This is a genomic window from Collinsella sp. TM04-29 (assembly GCF_003466565.1).
Lineage (GTDB): Bacteria > Actinomycetota > Coriobacteriia > Coriobacteriales > Coriobacteriaceae > Collinsella.
This window is the reverse complement of the sequence record NZ_QSPW01000001.1, coordinates 897,363-912,309: the sequence shown is the minus strand read 5'-3', so window position 1 is coordinate 912,309 and position 14,947 is coordinate 897,363. Positions and strand designations below refer to the sequence as shown.

18 protein-coding genes and 2 tRNA genes are annotated in these 14,947 nt (G+C 56.9%); 18 read left to right on the top strand and 2 right to left on the bottom strand.

Features of this window, described 5'->3' with window-relative positions; all coding sequences use genetic code 11:
• Positions 1-4 precede the first annotated feature (4 nt).
• Positions 5-295, bottom strand: coding sequence for a transposase (locus tag DXD39_RS04175; protein WP_117803213.1), 291 nt, complete (start codon positions 293-295; stop codon positions 5-7).
• Positions 296-641: 346 nt separating this feature from the next.
• Here DXD39_RS04175 and DXD39_RS04165 point away from each other — a divergent pair, with 346 nt between their 5' ends.
• The 3 genes from DXD39_RS04165 (at position 642) to DXD39_RS04155 (ending at position 2,552) form a co-directional block, all read left to right on the top strand.
• On the top strand, positions 642-1,106 hold the full coding sequence (locus DXD39_RS04165; protein WP_117803211.1) for a Panacea domain-containing protein: 465 nt from the start codon (positions 642-644) through the stop codon (positions 1,104-1,106).
• The gene (locus DXD39_RS04160; RefSeq protein ID WP_117757184.1) at positions 1,099-2,052 is read left to right on the top strand and encodes a hypothetical protein; all 954 of its coding nucleotides are present in this window, start codon (positions 1,099-1,101) and stop codon (positions 2,050-2,052) included. The genes DXD39_RS04165 and DXD39_RS04160 overlap by 8 nt, the downstream gene beginning before the upstream one ends.
• 221 nt (positions 2,053-2,273) lie before the next feature.
• Complete coding sequence (locus DXD39_RS04155) at positions 2,274-2,552, top strand: hypothetical protein (RefSeq protein ID WP_199572070.1); 279 nt, start codon at positions 2,274-2,276, stop codon at positions 2,550-2,552.
• Between the two features lie 200 nt (positions 2,553-2,752).
• Here the strand turns inward: DXD39_RS04155 and DXD39_RS04150 are convergent, their stop codons facing one another.
• The gene (locus DXD39_RS04150; protein WP_117757183.1) at positions 2,753-3,859 is read right to left on the bottom strand and encodes an AbiH family protein; all 1,107 of its coding nucleotides are present in this window, start codon (positions 3,857-3,859) and stop codon (positions 2,753-2,755) included.
• 365 nt (positions 3,860-4,224) lie between these two features.
• On the opposite strand from DXD39_RS04150, the gene DXD39_RS04145 reads away from it, so the two are divergent.
• From DXD39_RS04145 to DXD39_RS04075, 15 genes are all read left to right on the top strand, one after another.
• Positions 4,225-5,313 carry a hypothetical protein gene (locus DXD39_RS04145; RefSeq protein WP_117803210.1) on the top strand — a complete coding sequence of 363 codons (1,089 nt, stop codon included), beginning with the start codon at positions 4,225-4,227 and terminating at the stop codon, positions 5,311-5,313.
• A gap of 239 nt (positions 5,314-5,552) precedes the next feature.
• The gene (locus DXD39_RS04140; RefSeq protein WP_117803209.1) at positions 5,553-5,819 is read left to right on the top strand and encodes a hypothetical protein; all 267 of its coding nucleotides are present in this window, start codon (positions 5,553-5,555) and stop codon (positions 5,817-5,819) included.
• Entirely contained in the window at positions 5,819-6,097 is a 279-nt protein-coding gene (locus DXD39_RS10410; protein ID WP_117803208.1) for a DUF4160 domain-containing protein, read from the top strand. Before DXD39_RS04140 ends, DXD39_RS10410 begins: the two co-directional genes overlap by 1 nt.
• A gap of 53 nt (positions 6,098-6,150) precedes the next feature.
• Entirely contained in the window at positions 6,151-6,411 is a 261-nt protein-coding gene (locus DXD39_RS04130; protein ID WP_117803207.1) for a nucleotidyltransferase family protein, read from the top strand.
• 197 nt (positions 6,412-6,608) lie between these two features.
• Positions 6,609-7,277, top strand: coding sequence for a DUF3990 domain-containing protein (locus DXD39_RS04125; protein WP_117803206.1), 669 nt, complete (start codon positions 6,609-6,611; stop codon positions 7,275-7,277).
• Positions 7,258-7,947: a helix-turn-helix domain-containing protein gene (locus DXD39_RS04120; protein WP_117803205.1), complete on the top strand. Its 690-nt coding sequence runs from the start codon at positions 7,258-7,260 to the stop codon at positions 7,945-7,947. The genes DXD39_RS04125 and DXD39_RS04120 overlap by 20 nt, the downstream gene beginning before the upstream one ends.
• A gap of 11 nt (positions 7,948-7,958) precedes the next feature.
• Positions 7,959-8,144 carry a hypothetical protein gene (locus DXD39_RS04115; protein WP_117803204.1) on the top strand — a complete coding sequence of 62 codons (186 nt, stop codon included), beginning with the start codon at positions 7,959-7,961 and terminating at the stop codon, positions 8,142-8,144.
• The gene (locus DXD39_RS04110; protein ID WP_158565419.1) at positions 8,144-8,656 is read left to right on the top strand and encodes a Fic family protein; all 513 of its coding nucleotides are present in this window, start codon (positions 8,144-8,146) and stop codon (positions 8,654-8,656) included. Before DXD39_RS04115 ends, DXD39_RS04110 begins: the two co-directional genes overlap by 1 nt.
• Before the next feature lie 240 nt (positions 8,657-8,896).
• Positions 8,897-8,971, top strand: a tRNA-Val gene (locus DXD39_RS04105).
• Between the two features lie 382 nt (positions 8,972-9,353).
• Positions 9,354-10,511 carry a hypothetical protein gene (locus DXD39_RS04100; protein WP_117803202.1) on the top strand — a complete coding sequence of 386 codons (1,158 nt, stop codon included), beginning with the start codon at positions 9,354-9,356 and terminating at the stop codon, positions 10,509-10,511.
• Positions 10,512-10,882: 371 nt separating this feature from the next.
• Positions 10,883-10,955 (top strand) — tRNA-Ala (locus DXD39_RS04095).
• 75 nt (positions 10,956-11,030) lie between these two features.
• Complete coding sequence (locus DXD39_RS04090) at positions 11,031-13,064, top strand: ABC-F family ATP-binding cassette domain-containing protein (RefSeq protein ID WP_117803201.1); 2,034 nt, start codon at positions 11,031-11,033, stop codon at positions 13,062-13,064.
• Positions 13,051-13,347 carry a hypothetical protein gene (locus DXD39_RS04085; protein WP_233502368.1) on the top strand — a complete coding sequence of 99 codons (297 nt, stop codon included), beginning with the start codon at positions 13,051-13,053 and terminating at the stop codon, positions 13,345-13,347. The genes DXD39_RS04090 and DXD39_RS04085 overlap by 14 nt, the downstream gene beginning before the upstream one ends.
• 9 nt (positions 13,348-13,356) lie before the next feature.
• Complete coding sequence (locus DXD39_RS04080) at positions 13,357-14,040, top strand: site-2 protease family protein (RefSeq protein WP_117583159.1); 684 nt, start codon at positions 13,357-13,359, stop codon at positions 14,038-14,040.
• 84 nt (positions 14,041-14,124) lie between these two features.
• Positions 14,125-14,937, top strand: a complete 813-nt coding sequence (locus DXD39_RS04075; RefSeq protein ID WP_055287411.1) for a ScpA family protein — start codon at positions 14,125-14,127, stop codon at positions 14,935-14,937.
• Positions 14,938-14,947 lie beyond the last annotated feature (10 nt).

Sequence of the window (14,947 nt, the reverse complement as noted above, 5' to 3'; positions counted from 1 at the left end):
TGGGCTACTTCCTGCTCGGGAACACCTGTATGACGCGGCTGCGGCGCTTGAGCTCGCGGTCGGTGCGCTCCTGCACATTCTTGGTGCGCAGGCTGACGTGGTGCTCGCAGGGGAAGTCCAGGTAGCCCAGGGCGTCGGCCTCGGCCTTCTCGAGCACCTCGGCGGCCTTGGGGCAGACCCCCCCGATCTGATCGGTGACGAGCTGGGAGCTCGAGTCCGGGCTCGCCGACTGCAGAACCAGGCTCGCCGCAGCGGCACGCGTGGACGGCGTGTACAGGGAGCGCGCCCGCGCCATCAGCGGGGGGGTGCTGCGACCGCGAGATACGCGGTAGCGACCTTGGCCGCATGTGGGCGCTTCTGCAGGTTCGAGCGGAAGGATGTGAAGTGATGGGCGAAGACGTGAAATGGGCGTTGGGCATTGCGGTCACGGCGCTCGTGCTCGTGGCGTTTCTGCCGCTCGTGCCGGTCGTCCTGGTGCCGGGGCCGTGGAAGACTAGGGGGCGCGTCCGAGACCGAACCCCCCCCCGTTGGAGGGGCCGTCCGGGCCGTCCGTTTTTTGTCCGGGCGAGCTGAGATGCTTTTATCGCGATACGCGCAGATGGGAAGCACATCACTGGTATGATGGGCAAAAGGAGGAGATTATGAACACGACCGCAAGCTACACCGCCATGGGAATCGCCAAATACGTAGTTGACAAATGCTATAAAGACAACAAGCCGGTCAGCAACCTACAGCTACAGAAGATGCTGTACTTCTTGCAACTAACTTTCATCAAGGGGTACGACTCGCCCCTGTTCGACGACACGTTCGAGGCATGGCAGTACGGCCCGGTCATCCGCGACGTATACGTCAAGTTCTCCGAGTTCGGCGGTTCGCCCATAAAGATGATTTTCCCTGACGCAGTCCGCTTCGAGAACGACGAGCAGGAAGATTTCATCAACACCATCATCGAAAAACTGCGAGGACTTTCTCCCTGGAACCTCGTACGGGTCTCCCATGCGAAGGGGTCCCCGTGGGATGAGGTCTACAATAGGCGCGGACAAGACAAGGGAATCATCCCAAACGGTCTCATCGTCGCGGCCGCAAAGGCGGACCAGAATGGCTGAGAATCAAGAAGTGCCCGCCGGCATGAAAAGAGCCCTTGAGATTCTGACGAGCGTTCTCCAAGCCGCAAACGGCGACTATCTTGAGAAATCGATGCTCATTGTTCCCGACGTCGAGGCGGACTCCGATGAGACACAGAAAAGGGATGCGCTGACCAAACTTCTGGAAACCTTAGCGTCCGACGACCCAGGCCTCTCCCTCTCGGATGAAAACATCGCCGACGTCAAGGCCTTCTTCGAAAAGCTGTACGGCGGGCAGGTGAAGTTCCGCCATAGATACTCGGACGTCTGCAACGTCGTGTTTGACTACAAGGATTGCGAGCTCGACCCGACGAACGTCCCATACCCCGTAAGCCGCTTGGCCGACAACATGGGCAAGGTCCTGACAAGCATGCTGGAAGACCGACCCCGCTCGGAGCAGGCCGATAGTGTACGTAAGCTGTGCGACCACATCGAGCTTGAGAAGACGCGCCTACTCCACTACACGGAGCAGATGAAGATGATGTGCTCCTTCGAGGAAAGGAGCACGCAACTCGACGAGCAAATCAAAGAGCAGCAGGAAAAGACGGAAAGCGAAATCAAACGTCTGGAAGATGACTCGCTGAAGCGAATTGAGGAGGAAAAGAGAGAGGCGCAGCGTGAAAACGTGTCCGTCCTCGGCGTGTTCACCGGCATCGTCGTCGCCTTCGTCGCGGGCCTGACCTTCTCCTCATCCATCCTGCAGAGCATCGACAGGGCGAGCATCTACAGGCTATGCGCGATGGCGACAGTGATAGGAGTATTCCTATTCGACACGATAGCGATCCTGCTCTCGTTCCTGGGAAAGGTGACCAGAGTTGAATGCCCTGACCTGGCCAAGATCGTGAAGATCGCAAACTTCATCGCCCTCGTCTTCCTCGCCGCCGCGGTCTTCGCGAGATTCTTCATCCCTATGCCAGCTTACAACTAGCAGGAAGCGGAAACACCTACGACTAATCAGGGCCGCCCTCCGGGGCGGCTCCCCGCTTTTCGCGGCGGGGCGCGATTGATTGGAGGTGACGCTTGGACGCCGACGAGCCGCTGGCGAACCCGCGTCACGAGACATACTGCCACGAGCGCGTTGCGAGCAGAACCCAGAGGCAGGCGAAGCTCGCCGCGTGGCCCGAACGCTCGCGCTGGAAGCCCGAGACGGTGGACAACAAGACCTGCAAGCTCGAGGCCGAGCAGGAGGACAAGGCTAGGATTGCGAGCTCCATCCAGGGCGTCATGAAGCGCGTGAAGGCCAAGGGCGTGCCCGTGGTGGTCTACGAGCCCACGCTGGACGCGCCGGAGTTCTTCGGCTCCGAGGTGACCCACGACCTGGAGGCCTTCAAGGCCGGCTGCGACGTGATCGTCGCCAACCGCTGGAGCGACGAGCTCACGGACGTGGCGGACAAGGTGTACACGAGGGATCTGTTTAAGAGGGAATAGGGGAGAGCTGACGGCTGCGGCGACTCTGTCCTTGTGCATAAATCCAATTATTGAAAAGAGGGTGTATCGGCGCAAACCGATACACCCTCTTTTGGTTAAACAAGTCCCATTAGCCTTTGATTACGCTTTTATAGATATACGTACGTTCTCCGGTCCTACTCTTCAATTACCACCTCAGGGAGCCGAATCTGGATTAGGTGTTAAAGCAAATATATATTGGAAGGTAAGACTGATATATTCTCGTCAACGTCTTTAATGAGCAACCTTTGCTCTAGAAGAAGTTTATGCATGAGATTCTTTCCATGGTCTTTATTGTCGAGTGTGCTTCCATACTCATACAGAAGATGCGATATGCGTGAGTACAGATCTTCTCGAATTGCCTGCTCATCAACTGTTTTATCTGACTTGTTTGGATATTTTTTGTATAGAAATACAAGCTTAGTAACTCCACCGTATAGATTGACGGTGTCAAAAATCGATTGGAAGTAGGAATAGTCAGCCCGAGAAAGCGAGTGTCCGAATATCTTGATGAAACGGGTATTGCTGTCGCAGAGTTTTGCAGTTTCGCTTTCGTATGGCACTAATGACATAAGCCTATATGTTTTTGTAAACGGCACCGCCGGATGGTCTTCAGCGACGTCTTTTCCGTCAATGCCAAATATTGTGTCCGTTTTGTCCAGTGAGCCATGAATATTCCGGGCAGCAACAATTCCCAGCTGCTGATCTTCCGATTTTAATGGGGTTGTATAGTTAAAGTTTAAGATAGATGTTTCATAGTTCTTTTGCTGGGCCTTATTAATGCAGGCATTGCGAATGGCTGCATAATACTCCACAGCCTTTTCCCTGTATTTATTGTTATTATCGACTTGTTTTTCTAGATAGCTCGCAAAGATGTGCTCGTAATCTTTTAGTGAGGTTAGAAGGAAATGGGTGAGCTCATCCTGGGAAACGTTTTCCTTACCCAGACTAGTTGAAACGTAATTGTATACGGCGTTATCTGGATGTTCAGAACGATTTGGTTTTGACGGATCAATTGTCCACACCAGTTGCTCATACATGTGGTCCAATCTTGAACCCAAGTCGTCATCATGGAACACATACGCTGAAATAAGGCTTTCTATATTGCACCACAATGGGTCGTTTTCACCGATTTCAGAAAGAATGACATCCCAGACATTTCTTTCGTCCTTAGGGATCGATTCAATTGAGCATGCTGCGTTCATCCTATTGCGATAAAAATCTGAGAACTTTGACTTCAGTCCGCAGGTCAAGTCGAATCCATTTCCAAGAATTATTAGTTGGTGCATTATTTAAATCCTTCAATCGTAGTGAACTCCGTGAATAGCTTCTCAACTATTTACCCGATTACTAAGGTGTTGCGACAACGGTATCCAACTTGCGAGGACACGACATGGGGCGTCATTGAGGAAAGGTTTTGGTAACTTGATATTGTCAATTTCCCTGTGCTGCTAATTTTGGAATCAGCGGTCGGCATATTTGCCTAACGTGAATCTTCCTTTCACCGACTGGCAAAACGATTTACACCTAATTTTGGGGTTCGTTTACAGCTAATTCGTTCGCCACTCGCCTGATCTCGCTACACTAATAACTGCTGCTACCAGGTAGTTTTCTGGCGCAGTTTCCAATGGCTCTTGCGAAGATCGGAGCGGTTATGTTTGCTGCCGCGTTCCACTCCAGCCGTCATTACATCCTGTTTACTGCCATGGCCTGCCTATGCGTTTTGCTGGGCGGGCCTTCTTATGCCGCGGGCGCGGACAGCCTGTTCATTGCGGGCGCCACGTACTACGAGCCGGGCGTGTCGGGCCCCGGGTGGGCCTGGACCGATGCCGACCATCTGGAGCTAAACGGCTACGCGGGCGAGGCCATCGGTGCGGACGACGACCTGGTGGTGACACTGACCGGGCAGAACACTGTTATCGAGACGAGCGCGCCCGACGTGGACATCTCGCGGTGCGGCATGGAAGTGTGGGGCGATCTGACGCTCCGCGGCACCGGGTCGCTGGTGGCCACGGGCTCGCAGTGCGGAATCTACGTGTCGGGGACGCTCGCGGTGGACGGCTGCAAGGTTGACGTGCGGGCCGACGGCGCCGGCATCGCGGATGCGCGGGTGGCCGGCGTGATCGCGGACGGTCTTGCCGTTCGCGGCGGTGGACGAGTTGTCGCCGCGGGCGCGGGCTCCGGGGCGGGCGTGCGCGCCTATGGCGTGTGTCTGCTGGGCGGGACTGCCGGCGGCGGCGCGGCCGGGCGGCTTACCGTCGATGCGTCCTGGCTGGATGCGTCGGGCCCCGATGGCGGCGTCGCCTGCCTGGGCGGGTCGCTTGCATCCGCGCGCTTTGTGGCGCCTGCGGACGGGGCCTTTGGCGAAGGCGGCGTGGTGGATGCTGACGGATCCGTGGCAGCGAATGTGACGATCGAGCCTGTGGATGTCACGGCGTCGGCGGGGGAGACCGGTGGGCCCGATGTGCCGGGCGATGGTCCGTCCGCCCCTGACACTGACCCTGCTACCGGCGAGCCAGCCGCGGATCCGTCGACGAATCCCACACTGAAGCCCGCGGCCGCGACTAAGACGGTGACCACGACAACAGTGACTAACAACACGGCCGCCAAGACCTCCAGGCCCAAGGCCGCCACCGCGACCTCCTCATCACTTCCCAAAACCAGCGACAACAACTGGATCGCCGTGTCCGGCTTGCTGTTCGTGCTGGGAACAGCGGTTCTTAAAGCTGCGCGCCGTTGCTGATGCTCCCGATTTCCGGATGTGCGGGAAAACCGGAGCCCGCCGAGCGCAAGTCAAATTCTGTTAATAAAACCGCAGGTCGCGAAAGCGCAAAACCGGGTTCTGGTCGGCAGAACTCGGCCCCCACCACTTCTGGACAAGGCCAGCTGTCAGAGTTCGTGTCTTATAGGAATAATTTAATTCACGCCGCGTTAAGTCTAGCCTGCTCCTTATACTCGAATATAAACACTAAGGAGGTAGTCATGTTTTGGAGCTATGTTCAGCTTGATGATGGCACCCAATTTGCCTACTCAGAGACAAGAGAAGACGGAACCGTTCGCGTGGCCGTCGAGCGCCCGGTTGACTTTGGCTTTAACCATGCGGAATGCTTCTTGCCTGCGGTCAAATGGTTCAACGTCGAAGGATTTACTGCTGATGACCTCAATTTCTTGACCGAATTTGTTAGATCAAACGCCCCGTTTATCTTCGAGCTCGCCGAACGCCAAAAAGCCGGACCGGCGGTGGCATAATGCCTCGAGTTCTTATTTTTGGGCAGTACGTTCTGTTCTTTTGGATTGCGGAAAACGGAGAACCAATTCACATACACGTAGGTGTAAAGAGGGCGGCTGCTAATTCGACCAAGTTTTGGCTGACGAAAGACGGCGGATGCAAACTTGCCAACAACGAGAGCAAGATTCCGGCTAAGGATCTCAGGGATCTTTCAAAACTAATCACCATGAATCATCAATTCATATGTGACAAGTGGTGTGAAACCTTTGGTGATGATTCGCTGACGTTCTACTGTTAAACGCCCAATTGAGACATGGTTTCACTTGCTACATATCATCTGCGGCCTCCCGCATGCTGGTTCAATACGACGTCAGCGAGGCATTTTTATTTGGTTCGTTTGCCCGAGGCGAGCAAACGCCTGATAGCGATATTGACTTGCGCCTAGTCTGCGGCAACACCATGACGTTCGGCACGCTTTACGAACTCTCCCATGAGCTCGAAAAGGAACTTGGGCGAAAGGTTGATATCGTCACCAACCCACCAGAGCACATGCGCCCGGCCTTCCGCAAAAGCATCGAACAGGATGAGGTGCGCATCTATGAAGTGCTGTAGCAGGCTGAGGCGTTAGTGTGCTCCGGCGTTATCAGCAAGTCTTAATTTTGCCGCATACTTCCGGGCTCGGCGAGTCTTAGAAGCCAGTATTGAACTCAAACTCGGTTCCATACACCCTTTTGCTCTTTGAATACAGGTATCTCTCTAGCGATAGTTTGCTATACTATCGCTAGAGAGATACCTGTTAGGAGACTCGCGTGGAACTGTGGCATGGTTCTCAGAAAATTATTGAGACTCCCCAGCTTGGCCTGGGGAAAGTCCATAACGACTATGGACAGGGATTCTATTGCACAGAGAGCCTCGACCTTGCAAGGGAATGGGCATGTTCGCGTGATGCCGATGGCTTTGCGAATCGCTATGAACTCGATATGGCCAATCTCAAGGAACTCGACCTGCTATCGCCGCAATATTCAGTTCTGCATTGGATAGCGTTGCTTGTAGAACATCGTTCTTTTCGCAAGGACACCGCTATTGCCGTGGGGGCGTGCGAATATCTCCACGATCATTTTCTACCTGATACTAGCACTTGCGACGTAATAAGGGGATGGCGCGCGGACGACTCGTACTTTAGCTATGCCAGAGCTTTTGTGAACAATACGATTACCGTCGATCAGCTTGGTCGATCTATGAGGCTCGGCAACTTGGGAGAGCAGATTGTGCTCAAAAGCGAGCGCGCGTTTAAGAGCATTCGTTTTGCTGGATTTGAACGTGCGCCGCAAGCTTTGTATGGTCCATTGGCCAAGGAGCGAGATAAAGCGGCAAGGGCACAGTATCGGGAGCTACTTGCCGAAAATCCATTTGAGGGAATCCGTATCGTCGATATCATTCGAGAGGGGATGACGGGCGATGACCCACGCCTACAGTGAGATGTATCTCGAGGATGCCATGAGAACGCTGGGCGAGGCAGTCGATTTTGCCCTCTGTGACCAAGGGCTGACTCCAGCCGAGTTGACGGCGATCCTGTCGAACGCTTTTGAGATGAAACAGTTTGAGCGCGGTATACCTCGCGTCGTCTGCGGCATGGCGGGCGACGAGCTCGCGCGCGATATTATCGCACATGCGGGACTGACCCCCGTCGAATGCAGGGAGACCTATTCGTTCGACCGTTCGCCTCAGTATTGGGCGGGCTGGGTTTTGGCCTATGCGCAATGGATGTGCAGCCTGGGCTTTAATGAGCTACTCGAAGTCGCTCCGCTCGATTGGATTATCGGCTCGTACCAACCGCTCCACGAGGCCTCCGAAGACAAATTCGCCCAGATTGTCATTGATAAATGGAACAACGCCCAGGCAGACAAAAGGGGCCTCAAAGCGGCACGAAAGGCGGCCGGCCTAACGCAAAAACAGCTCGCCGCCCAATCGGGGGTTAAACTTCGCGCCATACAACTCTACGAGCAGAACCAGCTCGACCTACGCCGCGCCTCGGTCTCCTCGGCATTGGCGCTCGCAAACACCCTCGACTGCAGTATTGAAGACCTCATCTGGCAACCGATCGTTCTGGAGTACGACTCGCAGTCTTTTCCATCTACGAAGCTATAAAGGAGACGCACATGCTTTGGAGTCATGTTCAGCCAGATGACGGCACTGGTCGCGCTACTCAAGAAGATTACTCAGTAGCGCACGAGGCAAATTCAACATTACCGATTTCGCTCGACGGCTTTATGTCGATCGACCATGCAGTTGAGTTAACCATCGCTGCCATGCCCAACGCGCTCAGACTCTTGGAGAACTCATGATGGCGACTACGCAGCGAGGCGCGCATCCGTTAGCGCCGCTCGTGCTCGATGATGCCGGTTCGCTCGAAGCTATGGCCGCGGCCGTGATGCGCCTACACAGCACGCTGATGTCGGTCGGGCGCTGCTATACGACCGACGCTACAGGCGACCGGGCCGCGCTTGAGCTTGGACGCATCGAGTCCGTGCTTGCGGGTGCATTCTGTACGATATTCGGCCAATCGCCAACCGATCGCTTCGCAGACATCTTTGACCAGGCCACCTACGTGGCCGAGCACATGGTCAAGGACCAAATCTTTGAGGACTGCAACAAACGCACCAGCCTTGTCTTTGCGTTGTCCGTTCTAAGGCTCGTCAGCAGTCCGGTCGTGCTGTCCGACAGCCCGGAGGCAAAAGACAACCAGTACTACGCTTGGATCCAGGACCTCGTTTCCGGAAACCGATCTTGCGCCGACCTCGCCGAAGAGCTGCTCCGCGGTTGCGTTGCGGGCACGGGCGACCCGTCGCACGTATAGAATCAAAGCATCCGCACGCCGGTAATTGAATTGATTGGACACCACATGGATATCCCCAGCACCCTGCGCTGCCGCCCCGAGACTTCGTGGATAAAGCGGTAAATGGTGGTTTGGCTGCGGTTTTGCCGATTGCTTTGCTTACTTTTGCTTGGCTTGCACCCACGAATTTAAAATCGGAGGCAAAAAGTTCTTGGTAAACCACGCGCGGCTATGATAGTATCTCTTTTGCCGAAAGGCGACGGGCGATTGGCTCAGGGGTAGAGCATATCCTTCACACGGATGGGGTCACAAGTTCGAATCTTGTATCGCCCACCATCAAAAGCGTAGGTCAGAGATGTTAAGTCTCTGGCCTTTTTCTTTTTGACACCTAAACTTACACCAAAAATAAATCGTAGTCGTCTAAGGCATAATTTTTTATCACAACCTTTTTTGCTGACGTCATTGCATGTTTTGTATAAAACGCATGCGTATTTTCATTGAAATCCCCATGTGATTCATGCGCAAATGTGAAGACAGGGACCACACAACCAGGGTGCCTTCCAGCGGATTTCTATCTCACAACGTTTTTTTACACAACTCGTCAAGCTTTTGGTCAGCGTTTGGTCAGCTTCCGGTACTTACCCGCATGATGCCCCAGTAGATAATCGGCGATGTTCGTAATCCGCACGGCATATGGCCGATACCAGGGGAGACGCAAATGGACGAAATCGTCTGCGCAAACACCGCATTCCGCTACTGGCGCTGCCCACCGCAGGTTCGCGACCTCTACCCGCGCCTGCCCAATTCCGAAGACGGCTGGCGAGCCCTGTCCCAAGCCCCTTTCATAACCGAAGTCCTCAAGGCCCCGATTATCGCCGTTGCTTCGCCAGGTTGTTGTAATCACCACTCGGGATTGCGCTCCACCATTCGCTGGGAGGGGGCATCGGATGCCGGCACAACAATCGACACTCATTTAGGTTTTAGTGTCACCAATCCGCTTAACACGTTATTTACTATGACACGCTTTGTGTCCCAAATAGATCTGGTGCTAGCTATGTACGAGCTCTGCGGCTGGTTTTCTGTTTTCGAGCCGGCTCCCGCTGCCGACATGCAGTTAAAAATAGCGGGAGAGGAGAATCGCAATACCAGCACGCAGGATCTGTTCGAACTTGGAGAAGGCGAAGACGAGGTTCCTTGGAAACGAGTTTACGCTCGCGCAACCATAAAGGACCCAGATAATGAAGGCCAATCGAGCAAGCGTGAGGATGGAAGAGAGGTTACGAAACTCAAAGGCACTTCTCTATGGATGAGAAAGCCGCTTATCGAACTGAGCGACCTGTATCGATTCGCCGACAAGGTCAAAAGTCAAATGTGGGGAAAGCAGTTTTATGATGCCGCTCAGAAGGTTATCGGCATTGCTGCGTCTCCACTCGAGGTCGCGGGGGTCCTGCTCCTAAGTCGCTCTCGGCGTCTAGGTGGTTCAGGATTCAGATACGTGTACCTCAACGATTTAACCCCTCTATCCGTGGCAGCCCAAAGCATCGCAGGTCAAAAGGTTTGCTACGGCGACATCGAGATTGTAAACCCAATGCTAATGAAGGCAGTAATTATCGAGATCCAAGGTGAGGTCATCCATGGCTCAGGCGCGGTACTTGATCACGATGCGGAGCGCATGACTGCGCTCCAGAGCATGGGTTTCGACGTGTTCCTGGTAACCCACGATATGCTTAACGATAAAAAGCAACTAGATACCATAGTCAAAAGCGTCTGCAGTCGTTTGGGGATTCGATATAAAGCCAAATCCGAGGCAATGAAGTGCGCCGAGACGCGACTGCGAGCAAATGTTTTGTGCAACTGGTTGGAAATCGGAAATTAGTCGGCGACAAGGTGCTAGAACGACCTAGTTTGCCTGCCAGTGAATCAGTGTCATTTCAAAACTATGCCGGATTACGGGGCTGGACTCGGACCGGCCGTCCATACCTTGCATTTCACTGAATGCGCAAGTCGTCTACCTGCGGTTTTGATTTTACCGAATACGGCACGCTCGGGGGTTCCCGGCCCGGCCCCGTAAACCGGCATGGTTTTGAAACCACCGGCGGCCACGCCGCCGCCCGCGGGGCGCGCCCCGCGGGCAATTCCGGGCATCGCGTGTCTCTTCGGCCTCGTGCCCGTTCCGCGCGCCGCAGAATATTTTCCAAAATTGTCCTTGCATCGTCGTCCGAGTTCCCGTATAGTACTTTTTCGCACGGGGGCGTAGCTCAGCTGGGAGAGCGCTTGACTGGCAGTCAAGAGGTCAGGGGTTCGATTCCCCTCGTCTCCACCCGAGCATTGAATGAGGCTCCAACGCAAGTTGGGGCCTTTTTTCATATAGGCACACAAGGTCAAAGGCGGCACCATGATCCTCCTGGTCGACAAAATCGAAAAAAGCTTCGGCGCGCGCGTCCTCTTTAGCGGCGCGTCCTTCCAGATCAACCCCGGCGAGCGCTTTGCGCTCGTGGGACCCAACGGCGCCGGCAAAACCACCATGCTCAAAATCATCATGGGCATCGACAGCCCCGATGCCGGCCAGGTCCAGTACGCCAAGGACTGCCAGGTAGGCTACCTAGAGCAGGAAACCAACCTGGAGCAAAAAGACACTACCATCCTTGCCGAGGTCATGGCCGCCGCCAAGGAAATCCGCCGCATGGGCGAGCGCGCCAACGAGCTGCAGGCCCAGATCACCGAGCTCTCCGAGCAGGGCAAGGACGTCGACGCGCTTCTCAACGAGTACGGCCAGGTCCAAGACCGCTTTGAGCACCTGGGCGGCTACGAGCTCGAGAGCAACGCCCGCAAGATCCTGTCCGGCCTGGGCTTTAAGGTCACCGACTTTGAACGCCCGTGCTCCGAGTTCTCCGGCGGCTGGCAGATGCGTATTGCGCTGGCAAAGCTCTTCCTGCGTCACCCCGACCTGCTGCTTCTGGACGAGCCCACCAACCACCTGGACCTCGAGAGCGTCCAGTGGCTGCGCGGCTTTATCGCCAACTATGACGGCGCTGTGCTCATCGTCAGCCACGACCGCGCGTTTATGGACGCCTGCGTCGACCACGTCGCCGCGCTCGAGAACCGCCGCGTAACCACCTACACCGGCAACTACAGCAGCTACCTCAAGCAGCGCGAGGACAACCTGGAGCAGATGCGCGCAAAGCGTGCCGCCCAGGAGCGCGACATCGCCCACATGCAGGTCTTCGTAGACAAGTTCCGCTATAAGCCCACCAAGGCCGCCCAGGCCCAGGAGCGCATCCGCAAGATCGAGCAGATCAAAAAGGAGCTCGTCATCCTGCCCGAGGGCCACAAGCACATCGACTTTAAGTTCCCCGACCCGCCGCGCTCGGGCGACATGGTCGTCGGCCTCGAGGGCGTATCCAAGTCCTACGGCGACAAGCACATCTACAGCGATATCGACCTCAAGCTCTACCGCGGCGAGCACGTGGCGCTCGTCGGCCCCAACGGCGCCGGCAAGTCCACGCTCATGAAGATCCTCGCCGGCCTGGAGCCGCCCACCACCGGCACCCGGGACCTTGGCACCAACGTGGGCGTGGCCTACTACGCCCAGCACGCACTCGAGGGCATGACCGAGTCCAATACCGTCCTGCAAGAGATCGACACCGTCACGCCCAAGTGGACCGTGCCACAGCAGCGCAGCCTACTGGGCGCCTTCCTGTTTAGCGACAACGATTCCATCGAGAAGCAGGTTCGCGTCCTCTCCGGCGGCGAAAAAGCGCGTCTGGCCCTGGCCAAGATGCTCGTGGCCCCCGAGGCGCTCCTGTGCCTGGACGAGCCCACCAACCACCTAGACATCGACTCGGTGGACATGCTCGAGAACGCCCTGCAAAACTTCCCCGGCACCATCGTGCTGATCAGCCACGACGAACACCTGGTGCGCGCCGTGGCCAACCGCGTCATCGACATCCGCGACGGCCAAGTCACGGTCTACGACGGCGACTACGACTACTATCTCTACAAGCGCGAGGACCTCGCAGCCCGCGCCGCCGCCGAGGCGTCCACGGAGAGCGCGCCGGCCACGACCAAGTCCACCAAGGCCAGCGCCGCCCAGGCCGACACCCCCGTCGCCGCCCCCAAGCCTGCCGAGGGCAAAAAGACCAAGGAGCAAAAGCGCGCCGAGGCCCAAGCCCGCGCTGCGCTCAACAAAAAGCTCAAGGGCGTGCGTAACCAGCTCAAGAAGATCGAGACGGAGCTCGACAAAAAGCGCGCCCGCTATGACGAGCTTATGGAATTGATGGCAAGCGAAGAGCTTTATGCCGATCAAGACAAGTTCAACGCCGCGCTGGGGGAATATAACGGCCTTAAGCAAGAGCTGCCCAAGCTCGAGGACGAATGGCTGGAGCTTTCCACCCAGATCGAAGAGGAGACCGCGCGTGAACTCTCGTAAGGCCGCTGCCGTGGCGATGAGCATCATCGCCATCGCCTGTCGCATCTGCGGCATCTTTATGAGCGCGATGACCGTGCTGCTGTGCTTTAGCGGCCTGACCGCCAAGCTGCAGATCGTAGGCTTTGTCGTTGAGCTTTCGCGCGCGCTGCCGAGCGCCATCGCCGGCTACGGCGTCATCACGTCGCCTTTTGGCGGTGTGTTCCGCCTGGATTACGCCATCGTCGCCGTGATCCTGTTTGCGATCGACTATCTGCTCACGCGCGCCTCGCGCCGCGTCCGCTAGTGGGGCGCCATGTCCAGCAGCTACCTCATGAACCTACTCGCCAGCGCCGTCGCCGTCATCGTGGGCATCGTGATCCACGAGAGCGCGCACGCCGCCGCGGCCTGGGCACTCGGCGATAAGACGGCCCGTTCGCGCGGACGCGTCTCACTCAACCCGCTCAACCATATCGACCCGTTTGGCACCATCATCCTGCCGCTGCTCATGCTTGCCGCCGGCGGCCCGGTGTTCGCCTTCGCCAAACCCGTACCCGTCTACCTCAACAACCTCAAACACCCCAAGCGCGACGAGGTCCTGGTGAGCGCAGCCGGCCCCGCGTCGAACATCGCACTCGCGTGCCTCGCGGCCGCCCTCATGCACGCAGCGTACGGCAACCTCTACACCAGCATGTCCTTTGCCGTGGCGTCACAGATCATGAACTTCGGTGCCACGTTCATCGTGGTCAACCTGTCACTCGCGTTCTTCAATCTCATCCCGATCCCGCCGCTCGACGGCTCGTCGATCATCGTGCCGTTCCTCAAAGGCAAGGCGCTCGCCAGCTACTACCGCCTGCAGCAATACGCCATGCCCATCCTCATCTTGGTGTTGTACCTGCTGCCCATGTGGACCGGCATCGACGTGATCGGCCGGTATTTCGACGTTACCGTGTATCCGCTGGCAGAGCAGCTGCTCACCTTCGCAATCGCCGGTATCTAGGGTAAACTTACAAATCGACCGTGCAAATCGGTCGCAACATGCACCCAAACCGCGCCGCGAAGGCGCCGTCAAAGGAGGTCGAAGATGTCGTATCGCGTGTCGACGCAGGTCTACAGCGGACCGTTCGACCTGCTGCTGCAGCTGGTTACCCGCCAAAAAGTCGATATCGGCGCTATCTCGATCAGCGAGGTGGCCGAGCAGTACCTTGCCGAGGCCGAGCGCATCGAGGCGCTGGACCTGGACGTGGCGAGCGACTTTTTGCTAGTCGCGGCAACCCTTTTGGACATCAAGGCTGCCTCGCTGGTGCCGCAGGAGGCCCCGCGCAAAGTAGATGACGACGATGACGAGTTCGACGAAGACCTCGAGGAACTCAGCGCGCTCGACGGCGATGCCCTGCGCGAGGTCCTGATTCAGCGCCTGATCGCTTACAAGCAGTTTAAGGGCGCGGCTGCGGCCCTCGGTGCCCGCATGCAGGCCGAAAGCCGCATGCATCCGCGTGTGGCCGGCCCCGACCCCGAGTTCCTGGGGCTCATGCCCGACTACCTGGCCGGCATCACCCTGCGCGGTCTGGCCGTCATCTGTGCCGACCTGGACGGCAAGCGACAGACCTTCTTGCTGGAGGCCGAGCACGTGGCACCGCATCGCGTGCCGCTCGACCTGACCGTGGCCTCAGTCGACCGCTTTACCATGGCGCACCAGACCTGCACCTTCCGCGAGCTGTTGGACGGCGACGCCACGACCGAGCAACTCGTCGTCACCTTTTTGGCCATGCTGGAGCTCGCCAAGCGTGGCTCGCTCACGCTGAGCCAGGACGAGATCTTTGGAACCATTCAAATCAACCGCGTCGAGGGCGCCGAGGCATACGTGCCTGGCGAGGGCCCCGAGCTCACCGAATAGGAGCTGCAAC

Bases quoted from the DNA above. Each gene is read 5' to 3' on its own strand.
- DXD39_RS04175 (WP_117803213.1), bottom strand. From the start codon at position 295: ATGGCGCGGGCGCGCTCCCTGTACACGCCGTCCACGCGTGCCGCTGCG.
- DXD39_RS04165 (WP_117803211.1), top strand. From the start codon at position 642: ATGAACACGACCGCAAGCTACACCGCCATGGGAATCGCCAAATACGTA.
- DXD39_RS04160 (WP_117757184.1), top strand. From the start codon at position 1,099: ATGGCTGAGAATCAAGAAGTGCCCGCCGGCATGAAAAGAGCCCTTGAG.
- DXD39_RS04150 (WP_117757183.1), bottom strand. From the start codon at position 3,859: ATGCACCAACTAATAATTCTTGGAAATGGATTCGACTTGACCTGCGGA.
- DXD39_RS04145 (WP_117803210.1), top strand. From the start codon at position 4,225: ATGTTTGCTGCCGCGTTCCACTCCAGCCGTCATTACATCCTGTTTACT.
- DXD39_RS04140 (WP_117803209.1), top strand. From the start codon at position 5,553: ATGTTTTGGAGCTATGTTCAGCTTGATGATGGCACCCAATTTGCCTAC.
- DXD39_RS10410 (WP_117803208.1), top strand. From the start codon at position 5,819: ATGCCTCGAGTTCTTATTTTTGGGCAGTACGTTCTGTTCTTTTGGATT.
- DXD39_RS04130 (WP_117803207.1), top strand. From the start codon at position 6,151: ATGCTGGTTCAATACGACGTCAGCGAGGCATTTTTATTTGGTTCGTTT.
- DXD39_RS04120 (WP_117803205.1), top strand. From the start codon at position 7,258: ATGACCCACGCCTACAGTGAGATGTATCTCGAGGATGCCATGAGAACG.
- DXD39_RS04115 (WP_117803204.1), top strand. From the start codon at position 7,959: ATGCTTTGGAGTCATGTTCAGCCAGATGACGGCACTGGTCGCGCTACT.
- DXD39_RS04110 (WP_158565419.1), top strand. From the start codon at position 8,144: ATGGCGACTACGCAGCGAGGCGCGCATCCGTTAGCGCCGCTCGTGCTC.
- DXD39_RS04100 (WP_117803202.1), top strand. From the start codon at position 9,354: ATGGACGAAATCGTCTGCGCAAACACCGCATTCCGCTACTGGCGCTGC.
- DXD39_RS04090 (WP_117803201.1), top strand. From the start codon at position 11,031: ATGATCCTCCTGGTCGACAAAATCGAAAAAAGCTTCGGCGCGCGCGTC.
- DXD39_RS04080 (WP_117583159.1), top strand. From the start codon at position 13,357: ATGTCCAGCAGCTACCTCATGAACCTACTCGCCAGCGCCGTCGCCGTC.
- DXD39_RS04075 (WP_055287411.1), top strand. From the start codon at position 14,125: ATGTCGTATCGCGTGTCGACGCAGGTCTACAGCGGACCGTTCGACCTG.